Raw genomic sequence first — 17,274 nt, 5'->3', positions numbered from 1 at the left:
TATTTTTGATTTAAAATGGTATTAAATAGAAAATGAGGAGGTCGACTTTCAGATGTTGAGAAAATTAGCAACCATTATAGGATCCACTATTGTCGGCACAATTTTATATGCAAGAGTCAAAGAAAAGAGAAGTTATAAGAGCTTTTTACAAGAAAAAATGATTCGCATGTCTGGAATGAAAAAAACGTTTGAAAATGTACAAGATGCAGAAAAAGCTCTAGAGGAAACGAAATACGAAACAGCGGGTAAATATAGTGGAACAGATTATGAATTTAGTCATGAAGTTCAAATTAAAGACTACGATGGTTCCTTAGTTTATATCGTCAATGATGAAGGACAACGCGATCAACGTACTATTTTGTATATACACGGTGGAGCATGGTTTCAGGACCCATTAGATTATCATTTTGAATACATGGATTTATTGGCTGATTCGCTAAATGCGAAGGTTGTTATGCCAATTTATCCAAAAATTCCACATAGGGATTATCGTACTACATTTGAATTACTGACAAAGCTGTATCATCATTTGCTAAATAAAATAGATGATTCAAAACAAATGATAATAATGGGGGATTCTGCTGGTGGACAAATTGCATTAGCGTTTGCTCAACAGCTTAAAAAAGATAGTGAACCACAACCAAGCCATATTGTATTAATTTCACCTGTTTTAGATGCAACATTTAGTAATCCAGAAGCTCGAAAATATGAAAAAGAAGATCCAATGTTGGGTATTGAAGGTAGTAAATATTTAGTCAATTTATGGGCTGGCGATGCACCTTTAGATCATTACAAATTATCACCAATGTATGGAGATTTAGAGGATTTGGGGCATATTACTATAACAACGGGTACGAAAGAAACATTGTATCCAGATGCTGTTAAATTCTCAACTATGTTGAATGAAAAGGGTATTAATCACGAATTTATACCAGGTTATAGCTTGTTCCATATTTATCCTATTTTTCCTATTCCAGAACGAGAACGCTTCTTAGAACAATTAAAGCGTATTATCCTAAAATAATTTCGATAAGTTAAAAGCTCACATGCGAAAAATCACTCATTATGGTATTTCCTCATGTGAGTTTTTTAATTTTTAGTGGCTGGTAATCATTTTAGTTGTCGATATTGGGTTGCTTTTTCAAAGAAAGAACTAAAATAAGAACGACTATGATAATAATTCCTAATATTTGAAAAGCCTTAAATGATACACCTAGAAATAAACCACTTGCTACAACTGCAACTACAGGTTCTATCGTACCAAATAACGTTGTTTCTTTAGCTGATAGATATTTCAAGCTATCAATAAATAGATAATATGCTAGAGCAGTGCCTCCAATAATTCCAAATATTAAATAAAGAAACGTGGACACATGCCATTGAGTCATACTGACGTTCCAAATAGGATGACGTAAAGTCATAATTATACCGGAAATAATCATTGCCCAACCAACGACTAAAATGGAGGCATATTTATTCAATAATTTTTCCGCATAGATAGTGTAAAATGCTAGAGCTAATCCGGCCAAGATTCCCCAAAATAAGCTTGAAGGGGCAACAATTAATTTAGAAAGTGAACCGTTTGTTAAGAGCAGAAATGTACCGACAAGTGTCAAGAGTACAACAACTATATCAAATGCCCTTAGCTTTTCTTTACCTCTGAATGCAAACCATAGAATGATATATACAGGCGCAATATATTGTAATAAAGTAGCGACTGCTGCATTACCTTCATTAATTGATGCCATGTAAGCATATTGAACGATTAACATGCCAAAGAGACTATAAATTATCAAAGTAATCACGTGAGATACACGAGTAAAAATGACAAATATGGATTGTCTAGAATTCATTATTTTAAACATGACTAATAAAAATAAACCGCTAATTATTAATCTTGTAGTTACATACCAGTCTACATTGATTCCTGCATGCTTAAATAGAAAATCTGAAACAGTTCCCCCTAATCCCCATAAGCTTGCCCCTATAATAGCGAATAAGATACCTTTTAATCTCGATTGTTTATAACCTTTCAATTCGCCACCTCCATAATGATGATTAATCTCATGATATATAGTATATAATGAGAAATATATCTTTTTACTTTAAAAAAGTATCAATATGTTGAGGTTGATATTCATGGCAATAAATATCCGATTGAAAGATAATTTAGAAGAAATTATTCATTATCCAGATTCCTTATGGCAACATATCATGTTACATACTCAACTTGACCAAACGATTCTAGGTTATATCCCTTTGCATTGGCACAATGATTTACAGCTAATGGTGGTCACTTGTGGGACTATTCAAATTGAAATTGCTAATCAAACCGTTGTATTAAAAAAGGATCAAGCTTTGTTTATTAATACAAATGTAGTTCATAAAATAGAAGGGCTTGAAGCGGATACTTCCTTTTACTGTTGGAATATTGGTTTACCTGATGCGACAGACTATGTAAATTATAAATATGTAAATCAAATTATTAATACGCTTGATAAGCATCCTTATATGAAAATAAATGGTGTCAATGTAGAAGAAAAGATATTAATTGAAAAGATAAAAAATGTAGGAGAATTATTTGAAGCAAAAGATAAGCATTATCAACTTAATATATTAAGTGAGTATTATATTTGTTTGAAATATCTCGTCATGCTGATTGATCAAACTCATCATTCCAAACAATATTATTACTTTGATCAAAGAATAAAGGAGTGCATAAACTTTATTCAGAGGAATTACACATATAAAATAAAAATGCATGACTTATGTAAGATATCCTGCATTAGCAGTTCAGAAACGATTAAGCTCTTTAAAAGGTATGTAGGTATGACGCCTTTTCAATATTTATTGCATTATCGATTGGAAAAGGGCGCAAAGCAACTTAAATTAACTCATAATAATGTAACGGAAGTAGCTATGGATTGCGGTTTTTCTACAACGAGTTATTTCATACAGGTGTTTAAAGATAAATACAAAGTTACACCTAAACAATTTCAATTATCACATTAATAAAAATGCGAATTCTGTTATCAATATACCTGATAACTGGAATTCGCATTTTTTGGTGTTTGATGATAATTATTTTGAGTGTTATTCGAATTTACATTTTTGTAGTTAGAAGTTGTGAAAGAATGTGAATGAGATGAATCTGAATGACTTGATGTTGAACTTACGTCCTCATCACTATTTCTAGATGTGTTGTTGATACGAGAATGATCACTATCTAAAACTGAATTACTCATATCTTTACCTTGTAAACTACCGATAAGTATAAAAGCAAGATAACAACTACAAACAACTAGTATGATTGCAAGATAGACGCCAACAGCGAGTTTTACTGGTTTATCCATCCATATCCTCCTAAGGTCGTAGTAACTTTCATATTAAAGATAACATGTGTTTTTTAAGCTAATGTAAATTCAAAGTAAAATTCTCATTACTTTACTAAAGATATGAAATGAATTAAAAAATTCTACAATATAAAAATAAAATTTATCATTTTTTCTAAAAAATGCATAGTGTATATGCAATAACTTTACATTTATTTACATTATCTTAATGTTGGGTTAAAAGATTTAAAACTGAGTCAACACGCACATGATAGTCTACTACTAGTTAGAGAATAAAAAAATTTGTAATGAATTATGATGAATTATATAGATTATATTGACTTTTGATTAATTTTTTATTTAGACTTTACTATGATGGAAACGTTTTAAATTTTTGTAAAAATTGTGAGTTAATTAATTTAAATTAGTGTTTATCATTTTCCATTAACAATTTAATATTACATAGAAAAGCGAGGTAAGACGGATTGATTCTCATTATAGTGTGTGTCCTGTTGATTCTATGGCTAGGAATTAAAGAAAAAAGACGTCATGCGAATCGACTAAAGAAAATCCCTTTACGAATTAATATCAATGGGATTCGTGGGAAATCTACAATCACTCGAATGGCTTACAGTGTGCTTCGAGAAGACCATTACAGAGTAATCGGTAAAACGACTGGAACAGATGCAAGAATGATGTACTGGTTCACACAGAAAGAATACGATGTAATTAGAAAACCTCAAGGTGCAAATATTGGTGAACAGCGTGATATTATTCGTAAGGTTGTAAAGCAAAAAGCAAACGCACTTGTTAATGAGTGTATGGCTGTTAACCCTGACTACCAAATTACATTCCAAAAAGATTTAGTAAAGGCAAACATTGGCGTTATTGTAAACGTGATGGAAGATCACATGGATGTATTGGGTCCAACTCTTAAAGATGTAGCTCAAGCCTTTACAGCAACTATTCCATATAATGGTAAATTAGTTGTAATGAAAGATGAATATACTGATTTCTTCGCGAAAGAAGCTAAAAAGCGAAATTCGGAAATCATCGTTGTAGATAAAGACGAAATACCTGAATCATACTTAAGAAAATTTGACTACTTAGTCTTCCCGGATAATGTTGCCATTGTCTTAGGTATAGCAGAGGCTGTTGGTGTAGATTATGAAACAGCACTTCAAGGTATGTTAAATGCCCCAGCCGATCCAGGTGCGGTGCGTATTAAATATTTCCATGCAAATAACACGCAAAATGTCTTTGTTAATGCTTTTGCTGCAAATGAACCAAAATCTACAAAGGCAATTTTGAATAAAGTTGAATCATATAATTATCCATACAAAAAGAAAATTATCATTTTAAATTGTCGTTCAGATAGAATTGATAGAACACAATTATTCGTTGAAAATTTCTTAGAAGATGTTGATTATGATGTTTTAATTTGTACTGGTAAGAGTACGCAAATGGTTTCAAACCTAATGCAAAAAATGCCAGATAAGAAATATTTAAATTACGAAGGGCAAGAATTCTCTGAAATTGAAAAAGGAATTATGCATGAGTCAGAAAATGCACTTGTCTTTTGTGTAGGAAACATCCACGGCCCGGGTGGAAGAATAGCGGAATTCATAGAAGGGATAGAATAAAAAAATGATAGGTTCAGAGTTATATTTCTCCTTATTCGTAGGTGTTATTCTCAGTTTAATATTTGCTGAGAAATTCGGGATCAACCCGGCAGGACTTGTTGTTCCTGGTTACTTAGCTTTAATTTTTGATCAACCCATAATGTTATTATCAGTATTGATTATTAGTTGTTTAACTTACTTTATTGTTAATAACGGTATTAGTAATTGGGTGATTTTATATGGTAGAAGAAAATTCGCTGCTATGATTTTAACTGGTATGGTACTCAAGTTTATATTTGACTTAATTTATCCTCTCACGCCATTTGAGATGGTTGAAGTTTCAGGTATTGGTGTTGTCATTCCAGGAATCATTGCAAATACGGTTCAAAAGCAAGGTGTCGTAATTACATTATCAACTACAATGTTATTAACTTGTATTACTTATGTCATCTTGTTCTTATATAGCTTTATCAACTAATCACGAACAAGGAGCGCGTATTAATGAAAAAGAAAAAACGATTATCGCCCAGTGAGTGGTTACTTAAACAGTCTAAAAGACATAAAAGAAGAAACACGCTTTACACGGCGATTGTCCTTTTATTAGCTTTAATTCTATTAGTATTTGCGATCAGAGCAATACATGTCGATCCTGTCAAAAGTGATGCTAAAAGTGGAAATAGCCTTCGATTTACATACTTAGGCAACATTACTTTAAATAAACACATTCGCCAAAATAATTTGAATGATGTATTTGCAGGAATTCAAGACACATTAAAGAATAGTGATTTTTCTTCGGCTTCTTTATTGGTTAATGAATTTTCAAAAAATCAAAAAGATGATCTTAATAAAAACATAGAAAATATCATGTTCTTACGTAAACAAAATATTAAAAGTGTAAATCTCATCAACAAGTCTATTGATAATATTCAAGCGACAGAGTTAATGAGAAAAGTTGAATCTCAAGCAGGTTATAACTTTTTAACAGGAAATGGTTCAAATCCTATAAATAGTAAAACTGTTCAACAAGAAATTAAAGGTAAGAAAATCGCAAATGTATCATTTACAGATGTTGAATCAAATTATACTAAACCTTTAAAAAATACGACTTCAATCAGTTTAGATCCGAAGATTTTTTATCCACTCATTAAGAAGTTAAAAGAAAACAATGATTACGTAGTAGTTAATGTTGACTGGGGTATTCCTAAAGAAAGAAATGTAACTGATAGACAAAAAGAATATGCGCACGCATTATCAGATGCTGGTGCTGACATTATTGTTGGTCATAATTCAGTTGTACAGAAAATAGAAAAATATAAAAATACACCTATTTTCTATAGTTTAGGTAATACAACTTCAGATGACTTCTTATCGAAAAACCAAAAAGGCATGGTCGTACAACAAGATTGGAACGGAAAACATAATAAATTCCATATCACACCAATTCAGTCAAAAGACGGTAAAATCTCTAAAGATGATATGAATAAATTGGATCATGTAAGATTCCATAACAATATCAAAGATAAAACAGTTAATTTAAAATCAGATAATAGTGGAGGTTATACTTTTGAATATTAAAAAACATTGGTTGCCAATCGTCGTTGTCATCTTAGTTATTGTCATTTTCTTATTAGTGACATTTGCCAAAGCAAATGAAGGTTTAGATCATTATGAACAAAATGAATTGAAAAATGGAGAACAGCAATATCTTTCAAAAGGGGCAAGCTAAATATGAATATATATAATAAAGTGACCTTGAGTGTCATTTTAGTTATAACAATTGTGATTTCGTTCCTCTTTTATTTCTTAACAACAGAGAAGAAAGTGGACAAAGACACGTTATATGAAAATAAGATAGCGAACCATAAACAATCTGGTAACCAAAAAAATTATGGTGTTGCCTCTAATAATGCAATTGCAACTAAAGTAGGTAATAAAATAATTGAAGATGGCGGTAATGCAACAGATGCAGCTGAAGGTGTTGCTTATGCTCTAGCTGTAACTGAACCTCATTCGTCTGGTTTAGGCGGTGGGGGCGCAACGCTAACCTATAATGGTAAAGATGGAGAAGTCCCTAAAATGTATGAATATAAGACAATGTCTTCATACAATTATAAACAAGGCGACAAAATCGGTGTACCTGGCTTCGTTAGAGGTATGCATGATATGCATGAAAAAGAAGGTAAAATGGATGAGAAGAAAATCTTTAACTACGTCATTCCTTTAGCAGAAGATGGCTTCGAAGTAGATTCAGAACTTGAACGTAGTTTGAAAATTTACGGCTCTAAGATTGACCGTAATTCACCTTTCTTCAAAGGAAGTAAAACAGTACGTGAAGGTGACGTTGTTAAGCAAAGTAAACTTGCTGACACGTTAAAGAAAATCCGTGATAAAGGCCCAGATTACTTCTACAAAGACGTAGGCAAAAGTATTTCTAAACAGTTAAAAAATAAATTGACTGAAAAGGACTTCACAACCTTCAAAACTGAATCAAAAGAACCAGTAAGCACAACTTATAAAAATAACAAAATTTATTCAGTTTCTAACCCATTAGGTGGTACGCTAACTTTACAAGGTTTAAAAGTTGATGAACAAGAAAACCAAAATAATGCTGACCGTACTAGCTTTATTACTGCGATGATTAAATCACGTGATTTAATGTACCAAAACCGTGATATCGTTAATGGTTCAGAAGCAAGTAACGACCAACAATTATCGGATGATTACTTACTTGGTCAATTAAATAAAGTTAATGTTGGAAGCAACACAGAAAATGGTAGTGACTTTAACCAAATAAGAACTGATAATACAAGTACAACGCACTTTGTAGTTATTGATAAAGATGGTAAATTAGCAAGCACGACTAATACACTTTCAAGTTACTTTGGATCTGGTGATTTCATGAAAGAAGGATTCTATATGAACAACTCATTAGGAGACTTCTCTAAAGAATCAACGAGTCCTAACTATGGGGAACCTCATAAAGCACCAAGATCATTCATTTCACCATCAGTAGTGGTAGGTCCTAACTTCTACATGGGTATTGGTACTCCTGGAGGTAACAAAATTCCTACTATCTTAGATGAGGTTATCGTAGATTATTTAAATGGTAACGGTACGTTGCAAGAATCTGTTGATAAACCACGTTTTTATAATGATGGTGGTACAGTTTATTATGAAAATGCTACAAGCGATGAAGATATTAACATCTTCAAAAGTTTAGGTTATGGCGTTCAAGAAAAACGTAATGACCCTAACTTCGGTAGTGTTCAAGGTGCCGTGTATGATAAAAATAAAAAATCAGTAGACGTCGGTTCAGATGTTGGTAACCGTTAAAAATTAAATACAAATAATAGTACACCTTCAAAGTTGAAATCATATCACTTTGAAGGTGTTTTTATGTATTTAGTGGAATCATGTGATTAAAACATTTAATTTTAAAATGACTGATTTATGATTGCAATATTAATTTTCCCTCACCGTAAAAAAATTTATGCATATCCGACAGTTTTATGACATTGGGTGTAAGCGTATACAGGTAAATTCATAAATAGTATGATGATTGAGTAAAAGTTTTACATATTATTTAAGACTTCGAGGTGGCTTATGGATATTATAGCTTTATTAATAGGATTAGGACCGTTATTAGGTTGGGGATTGTTCCCAACGATTGCATCTAAATTTGGTGGACGACCTGTGAACCAAATCTTTGGTGCAACAGTCGGGACATTAATCTTTGCAATTATATTAGCCGTGGTAAAAGGTATTGGAATACCCGGAGGTATGGCACTCATATTTTCAATTATTTCAGGTGCCGGATGGGCATTTGGTCAAATTATTACATTTAAAGCGTTTGGGTTAGTAGGATCATCTAGAGCTATGCCTATTACAACAGCTTTTCAATTATTAGGTGCTTCGTTATGGGGCGTATTCGCTTTAGGTAACTGGCCTGGTATAGCAAACAAAATGATTGGATTCGTAGCACTCATAGTAATTTTAGTTGGCGCACGCATGACAGTTTGGTCAGAGAAAAGTGAACAAGAGTATAGTCAAAATCTTAGAAAAGCAGTGGTTTTATTACTTATTGGTGAAATTGGATATTGGGTTTATTCAGCTGCACCACAAGCTACAGATATAGGTGGATTAAAAGCATTTTTACCACATGCTATTGGTATGGTAATTGTAGCAGTTATCTATGCTCTAATGAATATGAACAAAGGGAATGCCTTTAAAGAAGCAGTCAGTTGGAAACAAATTATTTCTGGTTTCTTCTTCGCCTTTGCCGCGTTAACATATTTAATTTCAGCCCAACCCAATATGAATGGACTAGCTACTGGTTTCGTTCTTTCCCAAACTTCAGTCGTTTTAGCAACTTTAACAGGTATTTTCTTTTTAAATCAGAAGAAAACACCAAAAGAATTAATGATTACTATTGTCGGATTGGTTTTAATTCTTATTGCTGCTTCCGTAACTGTATTTATTAAATAACTTAGTGAGGGATTGATATTTATGAAAAAGACAGCAGTATTAAATAGTCATGTTTCACAAGCTATCTCAACTTTAGGACATTATGATTTAATTACCATCAACGACGCAGGAATGCCTATACCTAATGATGAAAGACGTATTGATTTAGCAGTAACTAAAGGCTTACCAAGTTTTATAGATGTACTTGAAAATGTTTTAACAGAAGTGGAGATTCAAAAAATTTACTTAGCAGAAGAGATAAAAACAAATAATTCAACTCAGCTTAAAGCAATTAAACACTTAATCGAGGAACATGTAGAGATTGAATTTATTTCTCATAGTAAAATGAAAGAGATGCTTCAATCACCACATAATAAAGGGAACATTAGAACAGGAGAGACCACACCATTCTCTAATATCGTATTAGAATCTAATGTCACTTTTTGATAGAAAGCACGATTGAAGAATTATATATCTAAAAAGGGGGCTATTTCAATGAGTAGAAACAAGGTAGTTATAGTAGGTTCAACCAATGTTGATAAATTTATTAACGTGACGCGTTTTCCTAAACCAGGAGAGACATTACACATTGATCAAGCGCAACGAGAATTTGGTGGAGGAAAGGGTGCTAATCAAGCGATTGCAGCTGGTCGTCTAGAAGCTGAAACAACTTTTGTTACTAAAGTAGGTAAAGAAGGGAATGCCGATTTTATCATTGAAGATTTCAAAGAGGCGTCTATTAATACGGAATATATTTTAACCGCTGATAATGAAGAAACAGGACAAGCTTTCATAACAGTATCAGAAGACGGTCAGAATACAATTTTAGTATATGGTGGAGCAAATATGACTTTAAGTGCTAAAGATGTCATGGCAGCAGAACAACCAATTACTGAAGCGGACTTTGTTGTGGCACAATTAGAAATACCAATTGAAGCTATAGAACAAGCCTTTAAAATTGCTAAAGCAAATGGTGTAACAACTGTACTCAATCCTGCCCCTGCGATTGATTTACCTAAATCTTTATTAGCATTAACAGATATTATTATTCCTAATGAAACTGAAGCTGAACTACTATCAGGTATCTCTATCACTAATCAAGATAACATGAAAGAAACCGTAGAATATTTCTTCAAATTAGGAATTTCAACAATACTTATTACGCTTGGGGAACAAGGTACATATTATGCCACTGAGAATGAATCCAACATTGTTCCAGCTTATAAAGTAGAAGCTATTGATACTACTGCTGCAGGTGATACATTTATTGGAGCTTTTGTGAGCCAATTAAACAAAGATTTGAGTAATTTGGAACAAGCTATCCAATTCGCTAATCAAGCATCATCTTTAACTGTTCAACGACAAGGAGCTCAAGCAGCTATTCCTACTAGAGATGAAGTAATCAATGTCTATAAATAATTAGCTGGTCTTATAAGTGAAAGGTATTTCATTACGTATTCATAATTAAAAAAATGCTCTAAGAAGTTGTGTTAAAACAATCATCTTAGAGCTATTATTTTTTCTAAAATACTATTAACTCCAAACTTTAAGTTTTCATATAGTATGTAAGCATATATGATATAAATATACAGAGATAACTTAATACATATTTGACATAAACGAAGGGTGATCAAAAGATGGAAGAAGTTGTTTTAGGTATTGATTTAGGAACGAGCGCAATTAAAATTATCGCAGTCAATCGCCAAGGCGAAGTATTGGAGACTGTAAGTGAACCATTGAAATTATTTCAAGAGCAACCTGGATATAGTGAACAAGACCCTAATGAATGGTTTCAAGCTACTAAGCGTGGCGTTAAGCGCATTATCTCTTCAAATGCTTTAAAGAATAAAGCTGTGAAAGGTCTTTCGTTCTCAGGACAGATGCACGGTCTAGTCGTCTTAAATAAAGAAGGACAGCCCTTACGCAATGCAATACTCTGGAATGATACTAGAAATTCGGAACAGTGTCGTCAAATTAAAGAAGTGTATGGTGAGAGACTCAACTATAACCCAATATTAGAAGGATTTACATTACCTAAAATGTTATGGGTTCAACAACATGAGCCTGAAATTTGGGAACAAGTGAATGTATTTATGTTACCTAAAGATTATTTACGATATTGTTTAACGAATCAAATTAATATGGAATACAGTGATGCGGCTAGCACATTATTATTAAATCCTAAAACAAATTTGTGGACAAAAGATGTGGGCTCAATTTTCAATATCCCTGATATTTATCCATCATTAGTCAATTCACATGAATGTGTTGGGTACGTTAGCGAATTACTGGCAGATGAACTAGGTTTAAAGCATCAGGTTGCTGTATTTGCCGGAGGTGGGGATAATGCCTGTGGAGCTATAGGAGCTGGCGTGATTAATGATAAAGAGGCATTATGTAGTATAGGAACATCTGGCGTTGTATTAAATGTTGAACATAATCATGTTACAGAGTATGATCAGAATTTACATTTCTTCAATCACAGTATTCCTAATACGTATTATGCGATGGGAGTTACATTAGCTGCAGGTTATAGTTTGAATTGGTTGAAGACCACATTCTTTGAAAATGACTCCTTCGCCCAAATTTTAGATTCTGCTGAAAGTGCCAAACTAGGAGCAAATGGCTTATTATTTGCTCCTTACTTAGCTGGTGAACGCACGCCACATGGGGATGCCTACATTAGAGGTAGTTTTATTGGTATTAGTGGACAACACAAAAAAGCAGATTTTGCACGTGCAGTTATAGAAGGTATTACTTATTCTTTATATGATTCAATCAAAATAATGCGAGAAGCAGGACACGAAATCAATTCAATTACCTCAATTGGTGGAGGGGCTAAAAGTAAGTTCTGGCTTCAACTTCAAGCAGATGTTTTTAATATGAAAGTGAAAAAATTAAAACATGAAGAAGGTCCAAGTATGGGAGCAGCTATGCTTGCAGCATACGGACTAGGTTGGTTTGAAAGTGTAGCTGATTGTGTTGAGACATTTATTAAAGTTGAAGAAGTTTTTAAACCTAATGCCGAAAATCATAAACGATACGAACAATTCCATAATGTTTATCAACGAGTCTATAAGCAAACGAAAGAACTAACAAAGGAACTGCTAGCGATTACAAAGTAAAGTACCAACTCTCGGACAATTCTTGTGCGAGAGTTTTTTTATCTTGATAACTCTAAATGCAAAACCTAGACTTTATATAGAAATTTATTGAAAAAAGTGAATTATTGAAAAGATGGGAAACAATAATTGATTTTTAGTTTGAGCGACAAAAAAGAAAAATTATTTTCAAGGAAATGAATATTGACATTACACTAAATAGAACGTTTAATAAAATTATATTTTAACAATTAATATATGAGCACAATTAAAAAATAAGACACCGAGAGGATGATAATATGTTAATTTTGAAACAAGAATTGTGTGAGTTTCTAAGCCGTATGTCGCCACGAACGTTTGCGTATATGAATGAACTCGACTATCCTAATTTATTACTTGAACTTGAACACCAAGATATTACACTACCCACTACATACCAACTTCAAAGGTCAATTCAATTCCCTCAATATCAACCACCTTCGCATCAAGTAAATAATCAGTTTATCAATCTAAGAGATGAAGCTGAAAGTGATATTAATGATGAAAAGTTACGTTTTTTACAATTCTATCCTGTCAACCAGCACAGTGAAATGTTGAGTGCATACTCTAGAATGACCCAATTAAAAATCAAAACAACTGTTAAACCACTTAAATTATCATTCCCATTAGATCCAGATACATTAACTGATAAACTCAACCTTCCACCTGCTCATGAAAATCGCGACATTCCTTTACTCCTATATATGCTTCAAAAACTACTTTCAGAACTCAAAAAATGCAATTTAAAATTCTCTATTCAAGATAATAATATAGAAATCATCTATCCCAGTCATATTGTTAAAGTCTTCATTAATTTATATAAAAACAATCAAAGCATCTATCCTCTACAAATATTTGTTAGTGCTTACTGTAGATACGCACCATTTATTGAGCAAATGGAATCAATATCTATGTCTACATCTAAAGAAGTGTTAACAAATGTAGACAAACTTTTCTTACTTATACTTGAATTACCAGAAAGACTTACAAGACAAGAATTTTCATTGAGTCAAAAGAATTATGACTTAGCCGAAAAATTATTTTTCATTAAAGGGTAACTTTTACTTATTGAAAAGATATAGAGGTAGAAGTCCGCCTAATTAATTAAAATGATATAGGTAAGAGTAGAAAATGATAAAATTCACCCGTGAATCTGAAAATAGGTTTAAGGGTAAAAATACAATTTTAAATTAAACATTCATATTTAAGGGCTGGTTGCACTAGAAATTTGCAATAAGCCCTTAAAAATTGTGAGCAATTTGTTACATTTTGAGATAATAAGCGTTAGAATATATAAGTCGCCTAAATGATATGTACTAGTTATCTGTACATCATATGAAGACGATTTTGAGGTAAGGGTAAATTAATGTTTATGATAGCGTTTACATTCGTCAGGGTTAGGTGTAAAATGTTTCGAATAAAATCAAATAACAAAATAATTTCTCTTTTGTACTTTTTGCAACAATAAAAATATAACTTAGTGAATTATTTCACAATATCTACTAATTTATTTGTTGTAAATTATTGAAATCGCTTTCTTAAGGGTGTACGATAGCTATGGCCTAAAAAAACAGAAAGAAGGTTATGGGGAAATGAATATAATCTTAGGAGTAGGGACACTAGTAATTGTACTTATCATCATGACGCTGTTCTTAAACTTTGCGCCATATGGTAAACAAGGTTTACAAGCTTTATCAGGGGCAGCTTGTGCCACATACTTACCACAAGCATTCTTAAGTTATGCTATCGGTGGCGTGTTCCACATTAAATTTTTTCAAGAAATTGGTGACTTAGCAGGGAGTTTAAGCGGAATTGCAGTTGGTATTTTAACATGTTTAAACTTGGGTGTATCTCCAGTTTTTGCTGTTATCGTTGGTTTAGTTTTACATGATTCAAAATTATTGCCAGCATTTATAGCAGCATATATTATTGCTTTTGGGATTAAATTGATAGAGAAAAAAGTTCCAGAAGGACTAGATTTAATTGTTGTAATTTTATTGGCTCCAGCAATTACATTTGGTTTAGCAAATTTAATTTCACCAGGGGTTATCGCTGTACTTAAACAAATTGGTTCAGCTATCTCATCTGTAGGTAATGATAATCCTTATGCTTTAGCAGTTATATTAGGACTAGTTATACCTGTAACAGGCATGACGCCTTTAAGTTCAATGGTCTTAACAAGCTTATTAGGACTTACAGGTATACCAATGGCAATCGGTGCATTAACATGTACTGGTGCTTCATTCGTTAACGCAGTACTATTCAGTAGACTGCATATTGGTAAGAAAACCAATGCGTTCGCAGTATTTATCGAACCATTGACACAAATAGATTTAATTGCAAAATATCCACTACAACTTTATGGTACGAATGCCATCATCGGTGTTGTAAATGCTTGTATCGTTACATTCAGTGGACTAGTAATCAATGTAAAAGGTATGGCTACACCGATCGCAGGTGCGATTGTATTATTTGGATTTAATAATGCAGTGACTTCTATCATAACTATCATCACAGTGGGTATAGTAAGTGTAGTACTAGCATTCGTTATGAGTTCAATTATCAAGAAGTTTAACTTAATGAATATTAGTTTCAAATTACCAGGGAAAAAGAATCGAGTTAAGGAGAGTGTTTAATAATGGCTAAAAGCTATGATTACCAAAGTGCTTTTGACATTATTGGACCAGTTATGATGGGACCATCAAGTTCTCATACTGCTGGTGCAGTTAAAATAGGTAACTCAGCACGTGCTGTTTTAGGAGACATGCCTAAAACTTTAGAGATTCATTATTATGAATCTTTTGCTAAGACGCACCAAGGACATGGTACAGACGTAGCTGTAGTTGGTGGTGCTATGGGCTATAGCACCTTCGATAGCCGAATTAAATCAGCATTAGATATAGCTAAGGATGAAAATATTGATGTTGATATCATCGAAGAAGATGGAGAAAGTATCGGTCAACATCCTAACTGTGCTTATATTAAGGCGAACTCTGAAAGTGGACGTCACATTGAAGTCATTGGTATTTCAATTGGTGGCGGTACAATTAAACTTAAAGGCATTAACGTCAATGGCTTAGAAGTTGAAATTAACAATGGACTTCCAATGTTAGAAATAGACGGCGAAATGGATAAAGCTCAGGTGAATCACTTAATCAACGACATGACAGATATGGAAATTGATTTTGGTGATGAAACTGTCAAGACGAGCGACAATAATGGTCTAGTTGTATTACCTTTAAATAAAGCAATCTCAGAATCAACATTAAACAAAATTAGAGAAAAATACAGTGACTTAAACGTTTCCTATATCAATTAGAGGGGGATTATAAATGTTTGATTCAATTAGAGAGACAATAGATTATTCTGTTGAACATGACATTTCCTTCGCTGATATCTTGATCAACGAAGAAATGGAAAGAGAAGGTATATCACGCGACGAAGTACGTGAACGCATGAAACAAAATCTTGAAGTGATGCGTGATGCAGTAGAAAAAGGTACTACTGGAGACGGTGTAGAAAGTGTTACAGGTTATACAGGCCATGATGCGGCAAAACTTCGTGATTACAACGAAAACAATCATGCTTTATCAGGGAAAGAAATGATTGAAGCCGTTAAAGGTGCAGTTGCAACAAACGAAGTGAATGCAGCAATGGGTATCATCTGTGCTACACCTACAGCTGGTTCCTCGGGAACTATACCCGGAGTTCTTTTCAAATTAGAGAAAACGCATGATTTAACTGAAGATCAAATGATAGATTTCCTATTTACTTCAGCATTATTTGGACGTGTAGTTGCAAACAACGCAAGTGTTGCTGGTGCTACAGGCGGTTGCCAAGCAGAAGTTGGTTCTGCGTCAGCAATGGCTGCGGCAGCTTCTGTAGCTATCTTTAACGGTACGCCAGAGCAATCTGGTCATGCGATGGCACTTGCGATAAGTAACTTATTAGGTTTAGTTTGTGATCCTGTAGCAGGACTCGTTGAAATTCCTTGTGTAATGAGAAATGCTATTGGTTCAGGTAACGCATTAATTTCAGCAGACCTTGCATTAGCTGGCGTTGAAAGTCGTATTCCAGTTGATGAAGTTATCGGTGCGATGGACAGAGTTGGTCGTAATTTACCTGCATCTCTTCGTGAAACAGGTTTAGGTGGTCTAGCTGGTACACCAACTGGTGAAGAAATTAAACGTAAAATTTTCGGTGAAGCTGAAAATATGGTAAATAATAAATAACTTATAAATATAATGATTAAGCACTTTAGTTTTGTGTATAGCAAGACTAAAGTGCTTTTTTCTAAGGTTATAAAGATTAACTGTTTTAGTAAGTACATAGTTGAATGATTAAAAAGGATTACAATAGACTATGGTCTATTGCATTAAGAACACCGTCGAAATTAGAATTCGCATATTAGATGAACACAATAGTCAAGAAACTATTATGTAAGAAGCACTAAAGAATTATTACCATCATAAGTGCTTCTTTAGTATTGCAAAATGTGGGTCCCCAATCTAAAATAGCTTAAAAGGGGTTGATGCAATGCTAAGATTATTCCTTATCTTTCTAGCATTCATCATTAACACAACGATAACTTATTTATGGACTACAGAGGGGACATGGGTCAACTTATTATTTAAATCATTATCATTAAGTATGATTCTCGTTTTTATGTTCTACTATATTCGTTTTGTTATTGAAAATAAAAACAAAGAATGAAAT

The 17,274-nt window shown here is 33.0% G+C and carries 18 protein-coding genes; 16 read left to right on the top strand and 2 right to left on the bottom strand.

Annotated features, from left to right (window positions below):
- Window positions 1-52: 52 nt before the first annotated feature.
- Complete coding sequence (locus tag HMPREF2706_RS01225; RefSeq protein WP_070862139.1) at window positions 53-1,024, top strand: alpha/beta hydrolase fold domain-containing protein; 972 nt, start codon at window positions 53-55, stop codon at window positions 1,022-1,024.
- A gap of 91 nt (window positions 1,025-1,115) precedes the next feature.
- On the opposite strand, the gene HMPREF2706_RS01220 is transcribed toward HMPREF2706_RS01225, so the two are convergent.
- Window positions 1,116-2,036, bottom strand: a complete 921-nt coding sequence (locus tag HMPREF2706_RS01220; RefSeq protein WP_030058776.1) for a DMT family transporter — start codon at window positions 2,034-2,036, stop codon at window positions 1,116-1,118.
- Window positions 2,037-2,139: 103 nt separating this feature from the next.
- Here HMPREF2706_RS01220 and HMPREF2706_RS01215 point away from each other — a divergent pair, with 103 nt between their 5' ends.
- Entirely contained in the window at window positions 2,140-3,012 is an 873-nt protein-coding gene (locus tag HMPREF2706_RS01215) for an AraC family transcriptional regulator (RefSeq protein ID WP_070862138.1), read from the top strand.
- 20 nt (window positions 3,013-3,032) lie between these two features.
- On the opposite strand, the gene HMPREF2706_RS01210 is transcribed toward HMPREF2706_RS01215, so the two are convergent.
- Entirely contained in the window at window positions 3,033-3,353 is a 321-nt protein-coding gene (locus HMPREF2706_RS01210) for a hypothetical protein (RefSeq protein ID WP_030058779.1), read from the bottom strand.
- Between the two features lie 464 nt (window positions 3,354-3,817).
- Here HMPREF2706_RS01210 and pgsB point away from each other — a divergent pair, with 464 nt between their 5' ends.
- The 14 genes from pgsB (at window position 3,818) to HMPREF2706_RS11985 (ending at window position 17,271) form a co-directional block, all read left to right on the top strand.
- Window positions 3,818-4,975 carry a poly-gamma-glutamate synthase PgsB gene (gene pgsB, locus HMPREF2706_RS01205; RefSeq protein WP_002432337.1) on the top strand — a complete coding sequence of 386 codons (1,158 nt, stop codon included), beginning with the start codon at window positions 3,818-3,820 and terminating at the stop codon, window positions 4,973-4,975.
- A gap of 4 nt (window positions 4,976-4,979) precedes the next feature.
- A complete protein-coding gene (gene pgsC, locus HMPREF2706_RS01200) occupies window positions 4,980-5,432 on the top strand; it encodes a poly-gamma-glutamate biosynthesis protein PgsC (protein ID WP_030058780.1) in 453 nt (150 codons plus the stop codon).
- Window positions 5,433-5,455: 23 nt separating this feature from the next.
- Complete coding sequence (locus HMPREF2706_RS01195; RefSeq protein ID WP_049427874.1) at window positions 5,456-6,529, top strand: CapA family protein; 1,074 nt, start codon at window positions 5,456-5,458, stop codon at window positions 6,527-6,529.
- Window positions 6,519-6,680: a hypothetical protein gene (locus HMPREF2706_RS11990; RefSeq protein ID WP_002432774.1), complete on the top strand. Its 162-nt coding sequence runs from the start codon at window positions 6,519-6,521 to the stop codon at window positions 6,678-6,680. Before HMPREF2706_RS01195 ends, HMPREF2706_RS11990 begins: the two co-directional genes overlap by 11 nt.
- A gap of 2 nt (window positions 6,681-6,682) precedes the next feature.
- Window positions 6,683-8,287: a gamma-glutamyltransferase gene (locus tag HMPREF2706_RS01190; protein WP_070862136.1), complete on the top strand. Its 1,605-nt coding sequence runs from the start codon at window positions 6,683-6,685 to the stop codon at window positions 8,285-8,287.
- Between the two features lie 270 nt (window positions 8,288-8,557).
- Entirely contained in the window at window positions 8,558-9,439 is an 882-nt protein-coding gene (gene rbsU / locus HMPREF2706_RS01185; protein ID WP_030058784.1) for a ribose/proton symporter RbsU, read from the top strand.
- A gap of 21 nt (window positions 9,440-9,460) precedes the next feature.
- Window positions 9,461-9,865 carry a D-ribose pyranase gene (rbsD, locus tag HMPREF2706_RS01180; protein WP_030058786.1) on the top strand — a complete coding sequence of 135 codons (405 nt, stop codon included), beginning with the start codon at window positions 9,461-9,463 and terminating at the stop codon, window positions 9,863-9,865.
- Between the two features lie 48 nt (window positions 9,866-9,913).
- On the top strand, window positions 9,914-10,837 hold the full coding sequence (gene rbsK, locus HMPREF2706_RS01175) for a ribokinase (RefSeq protein ID WP_049427879.1): 924 nt from the start codon (window positions 9,914-9,916) through the stop codon (window positions 10,835-10,837).
- 218 nt (window positions 10,838-11,055) lie between these two features.
- Window positions 11,056-12,543, top strand: a complete 1,488-nt coding sequence (gene xylB / locus HMPREF2706_RS01170; protein WP_023351129.1) for a xylulokinase — start codon at window positions 11,056-11,058, stop codon at window positions 12,541-12,543.
- Between the two features lie 275 nt (window positions 12,544-12,818).
- Window positions 12,819-13,616, top strand: a complete 798-nt coding sequence (locus HMPREF2706_RS01165) for a hypothetical protein (protein ID WP_070862134.1) — start codon at window positions 12,819-12,821, stop codon at window positions 13,614-13,616.
- Between the two features lie 534 nt (window positions 13,617-14,150).
- Complete coding sequence (locus HMPREF2706_RS01160) at window positions 14,151-15,194, top strand: PTS sugar transporter subunit IIC (protein ID WP_002432706.1); 1,044 nt, start codon at window positions 14,151-14,153, stop codon at window positions 15,192-15,194.
- 2 nt (window positions 15,195-15,196) lie between these two features.
- Window positions 15,197-15,877 carry an L-serine ammonia-lyase, iron-sulfur-dependent subunit beta gene (gene sdaAB / locus HMPREF2706_RS01155; RefSeq protein WP_002432599.1) on the top strand — a complete coding sequence of 227 codons (681 nt, stop codon included), beginning with the start codon at window positions 15,197-15,199 and terminating at the stop codon, window positions 15,875-15,877.
- 13 nt (window positions 15,878-15,890) lie between these two features.
- Window positions 15,891-16,790 carry an L-serine ammonia-lyase, iron-sulfur-dependent, subunit alpha gene (sdaAA, locus tag HMPREF2706_RS01150; protein ID WP_002432338.1) on the top strand — a complete coding sequence of 300 codons (900 nt, stop codon included), beginning with the start codon at window positions 15,891-15,893 and terminating at the stop codon, window positions 16,788-16,790.
- Window positions 16,791-17,094: 304 nt separating this feature from the next.
- Window positions 17,095-17,271, top strand: a complete 177-nt coding sequence (locus HMPREF2706_RS11985; protein WP_016898584.1) for a hypothetical protein — start codon at window positions 17,095-17,097, stop codon at window positions 17,269-17,271.
- Window positions 17,272-17,274: the final 3 nt, after the last annotated feature.

This window comes from Staphylococcus sp. HMSC067F07 (genome assembly GCF_001837405.1).
GTDB lineage: Bacteria > Bacillota > Bacilli > Staphylococcales > Staphylococcaceae > Staphylococcus > Staphylococcus capitis.
The sequence above is the reverse complement of the archived record's forward strand: the minus strand, read 5'-3'. Positions and strand labels throughout refer to the sequence as shown.

What these genes read in the sequence shown, in the direction of transcription:
- HMPREF2706_RS01225 (WP_070862139.1), top strand. Translation starts at nt 53, where the DNA reads ATGTTGAGAAAATTAGCAACCATTATAGGATCCACTATTGTCGGCACA.
- HMPREF2706_RS01215 (WP_070862138.1), top strand. Translation starts at nt 2,140, where the DNA reads ATGGCAATAAATATCCGATTGAAAGATAATTTAGAAGAAATTATTCAT.
- HMPREF2706_RS01210 (WP_030058779.1), bottom strand. Translation starts at nt 3,353, where the DNA reads ATGGATAAACCAGTAAAACTCGCTGTTGGCGTCTATCTTGCAATCATA.
- pgsC (WP_030058780.1), top strand. Translation starts at nt 4,980, where the DNA reads ATGATAGGTTCAGAGTTATATTTCTCCTTATTCGTAGGTGTTATTCTC.
- HMPREF2706_RS01195 (WP_049427874.1), top strand. Translation starts at nt 5,456, where the DNA reads ATGAAAAAGAAAAAACGATTATCGCCCAGTGAGTGGTTACTTAAACAG.
- HMPREF2706_RS01190 (WP_070862136.1), top strand. Translation starts at nt 6,683, where the DNA reads ATGAATATATATAATAAAGTGACCTTGAGTGTCATTTTAGTTATAACA.
- rbsU (WP_030058784.1), top strand. Translation starts at nt 8,558, where the DNA reads ATGGATATTATAGCTTTATTAATAGGATTAGGACCGTTATTAGGTTGG.
- rbsD (WP_030058786.1), top strand. Translation starts at nt 9,461, where the DNA reads ATGAAAAAGACAGCAGTATTAAATAGTCATGTTTCACAAGCTATCTCA.
- rbsK (WP_049427879.1), top strand. Translation starts at nt 9,914, where the DNA reads ATGAGTAGAAACAAGGTAGTTATAGTAGGTTCAACCAATGTTGATAAA.
- xylB (WP_023351129.1), top strand. Translation starts at nt 11,056, where the DNA reads ATGGAAGAAGTTGTTTTAGGTATTGATTTAGGAACGAGCGCAATTAAA.
- HMPREF2706_RS01165 (WP_070862134.1), top strand. Translation starts at nt 12,819, where the DNA reads ATGTTAATTTTGAAACAAGAATTGTGTGAGTTTCTAAGCCGTATGTCG.
- HMPREF2706_RS01160 (WP_002432706.1), top strand. Translation starts at nt 14,151, where the DNA reads ATGAATATAATCTTAGGAGTAGGGACACTAGTAATTGTACTTATCATC.
- sdaAB (WP_002432599.1), top strand. Translation starts at nt 15,197, where the DNA reads ATGGCTAAAAGCTATGATTACCAAAGTGCTTTTGACATTATTGGACCA.
- sdaAA (WP_002432338.1), top strand. Translation starts at nt 15,891, where the DNA reads ATGTTTGATTCAATTAGAGAGACAATAGATTATTCTGTTGAACATGAC.
- HMPREF2706_RS11985 (WP_016898584.1), top strand. Translation starts at nt 17,095, where the DNA reads ATGCTAAGATTATTCCTTATCTTTCTAGCATTCATCATTAACACAACG.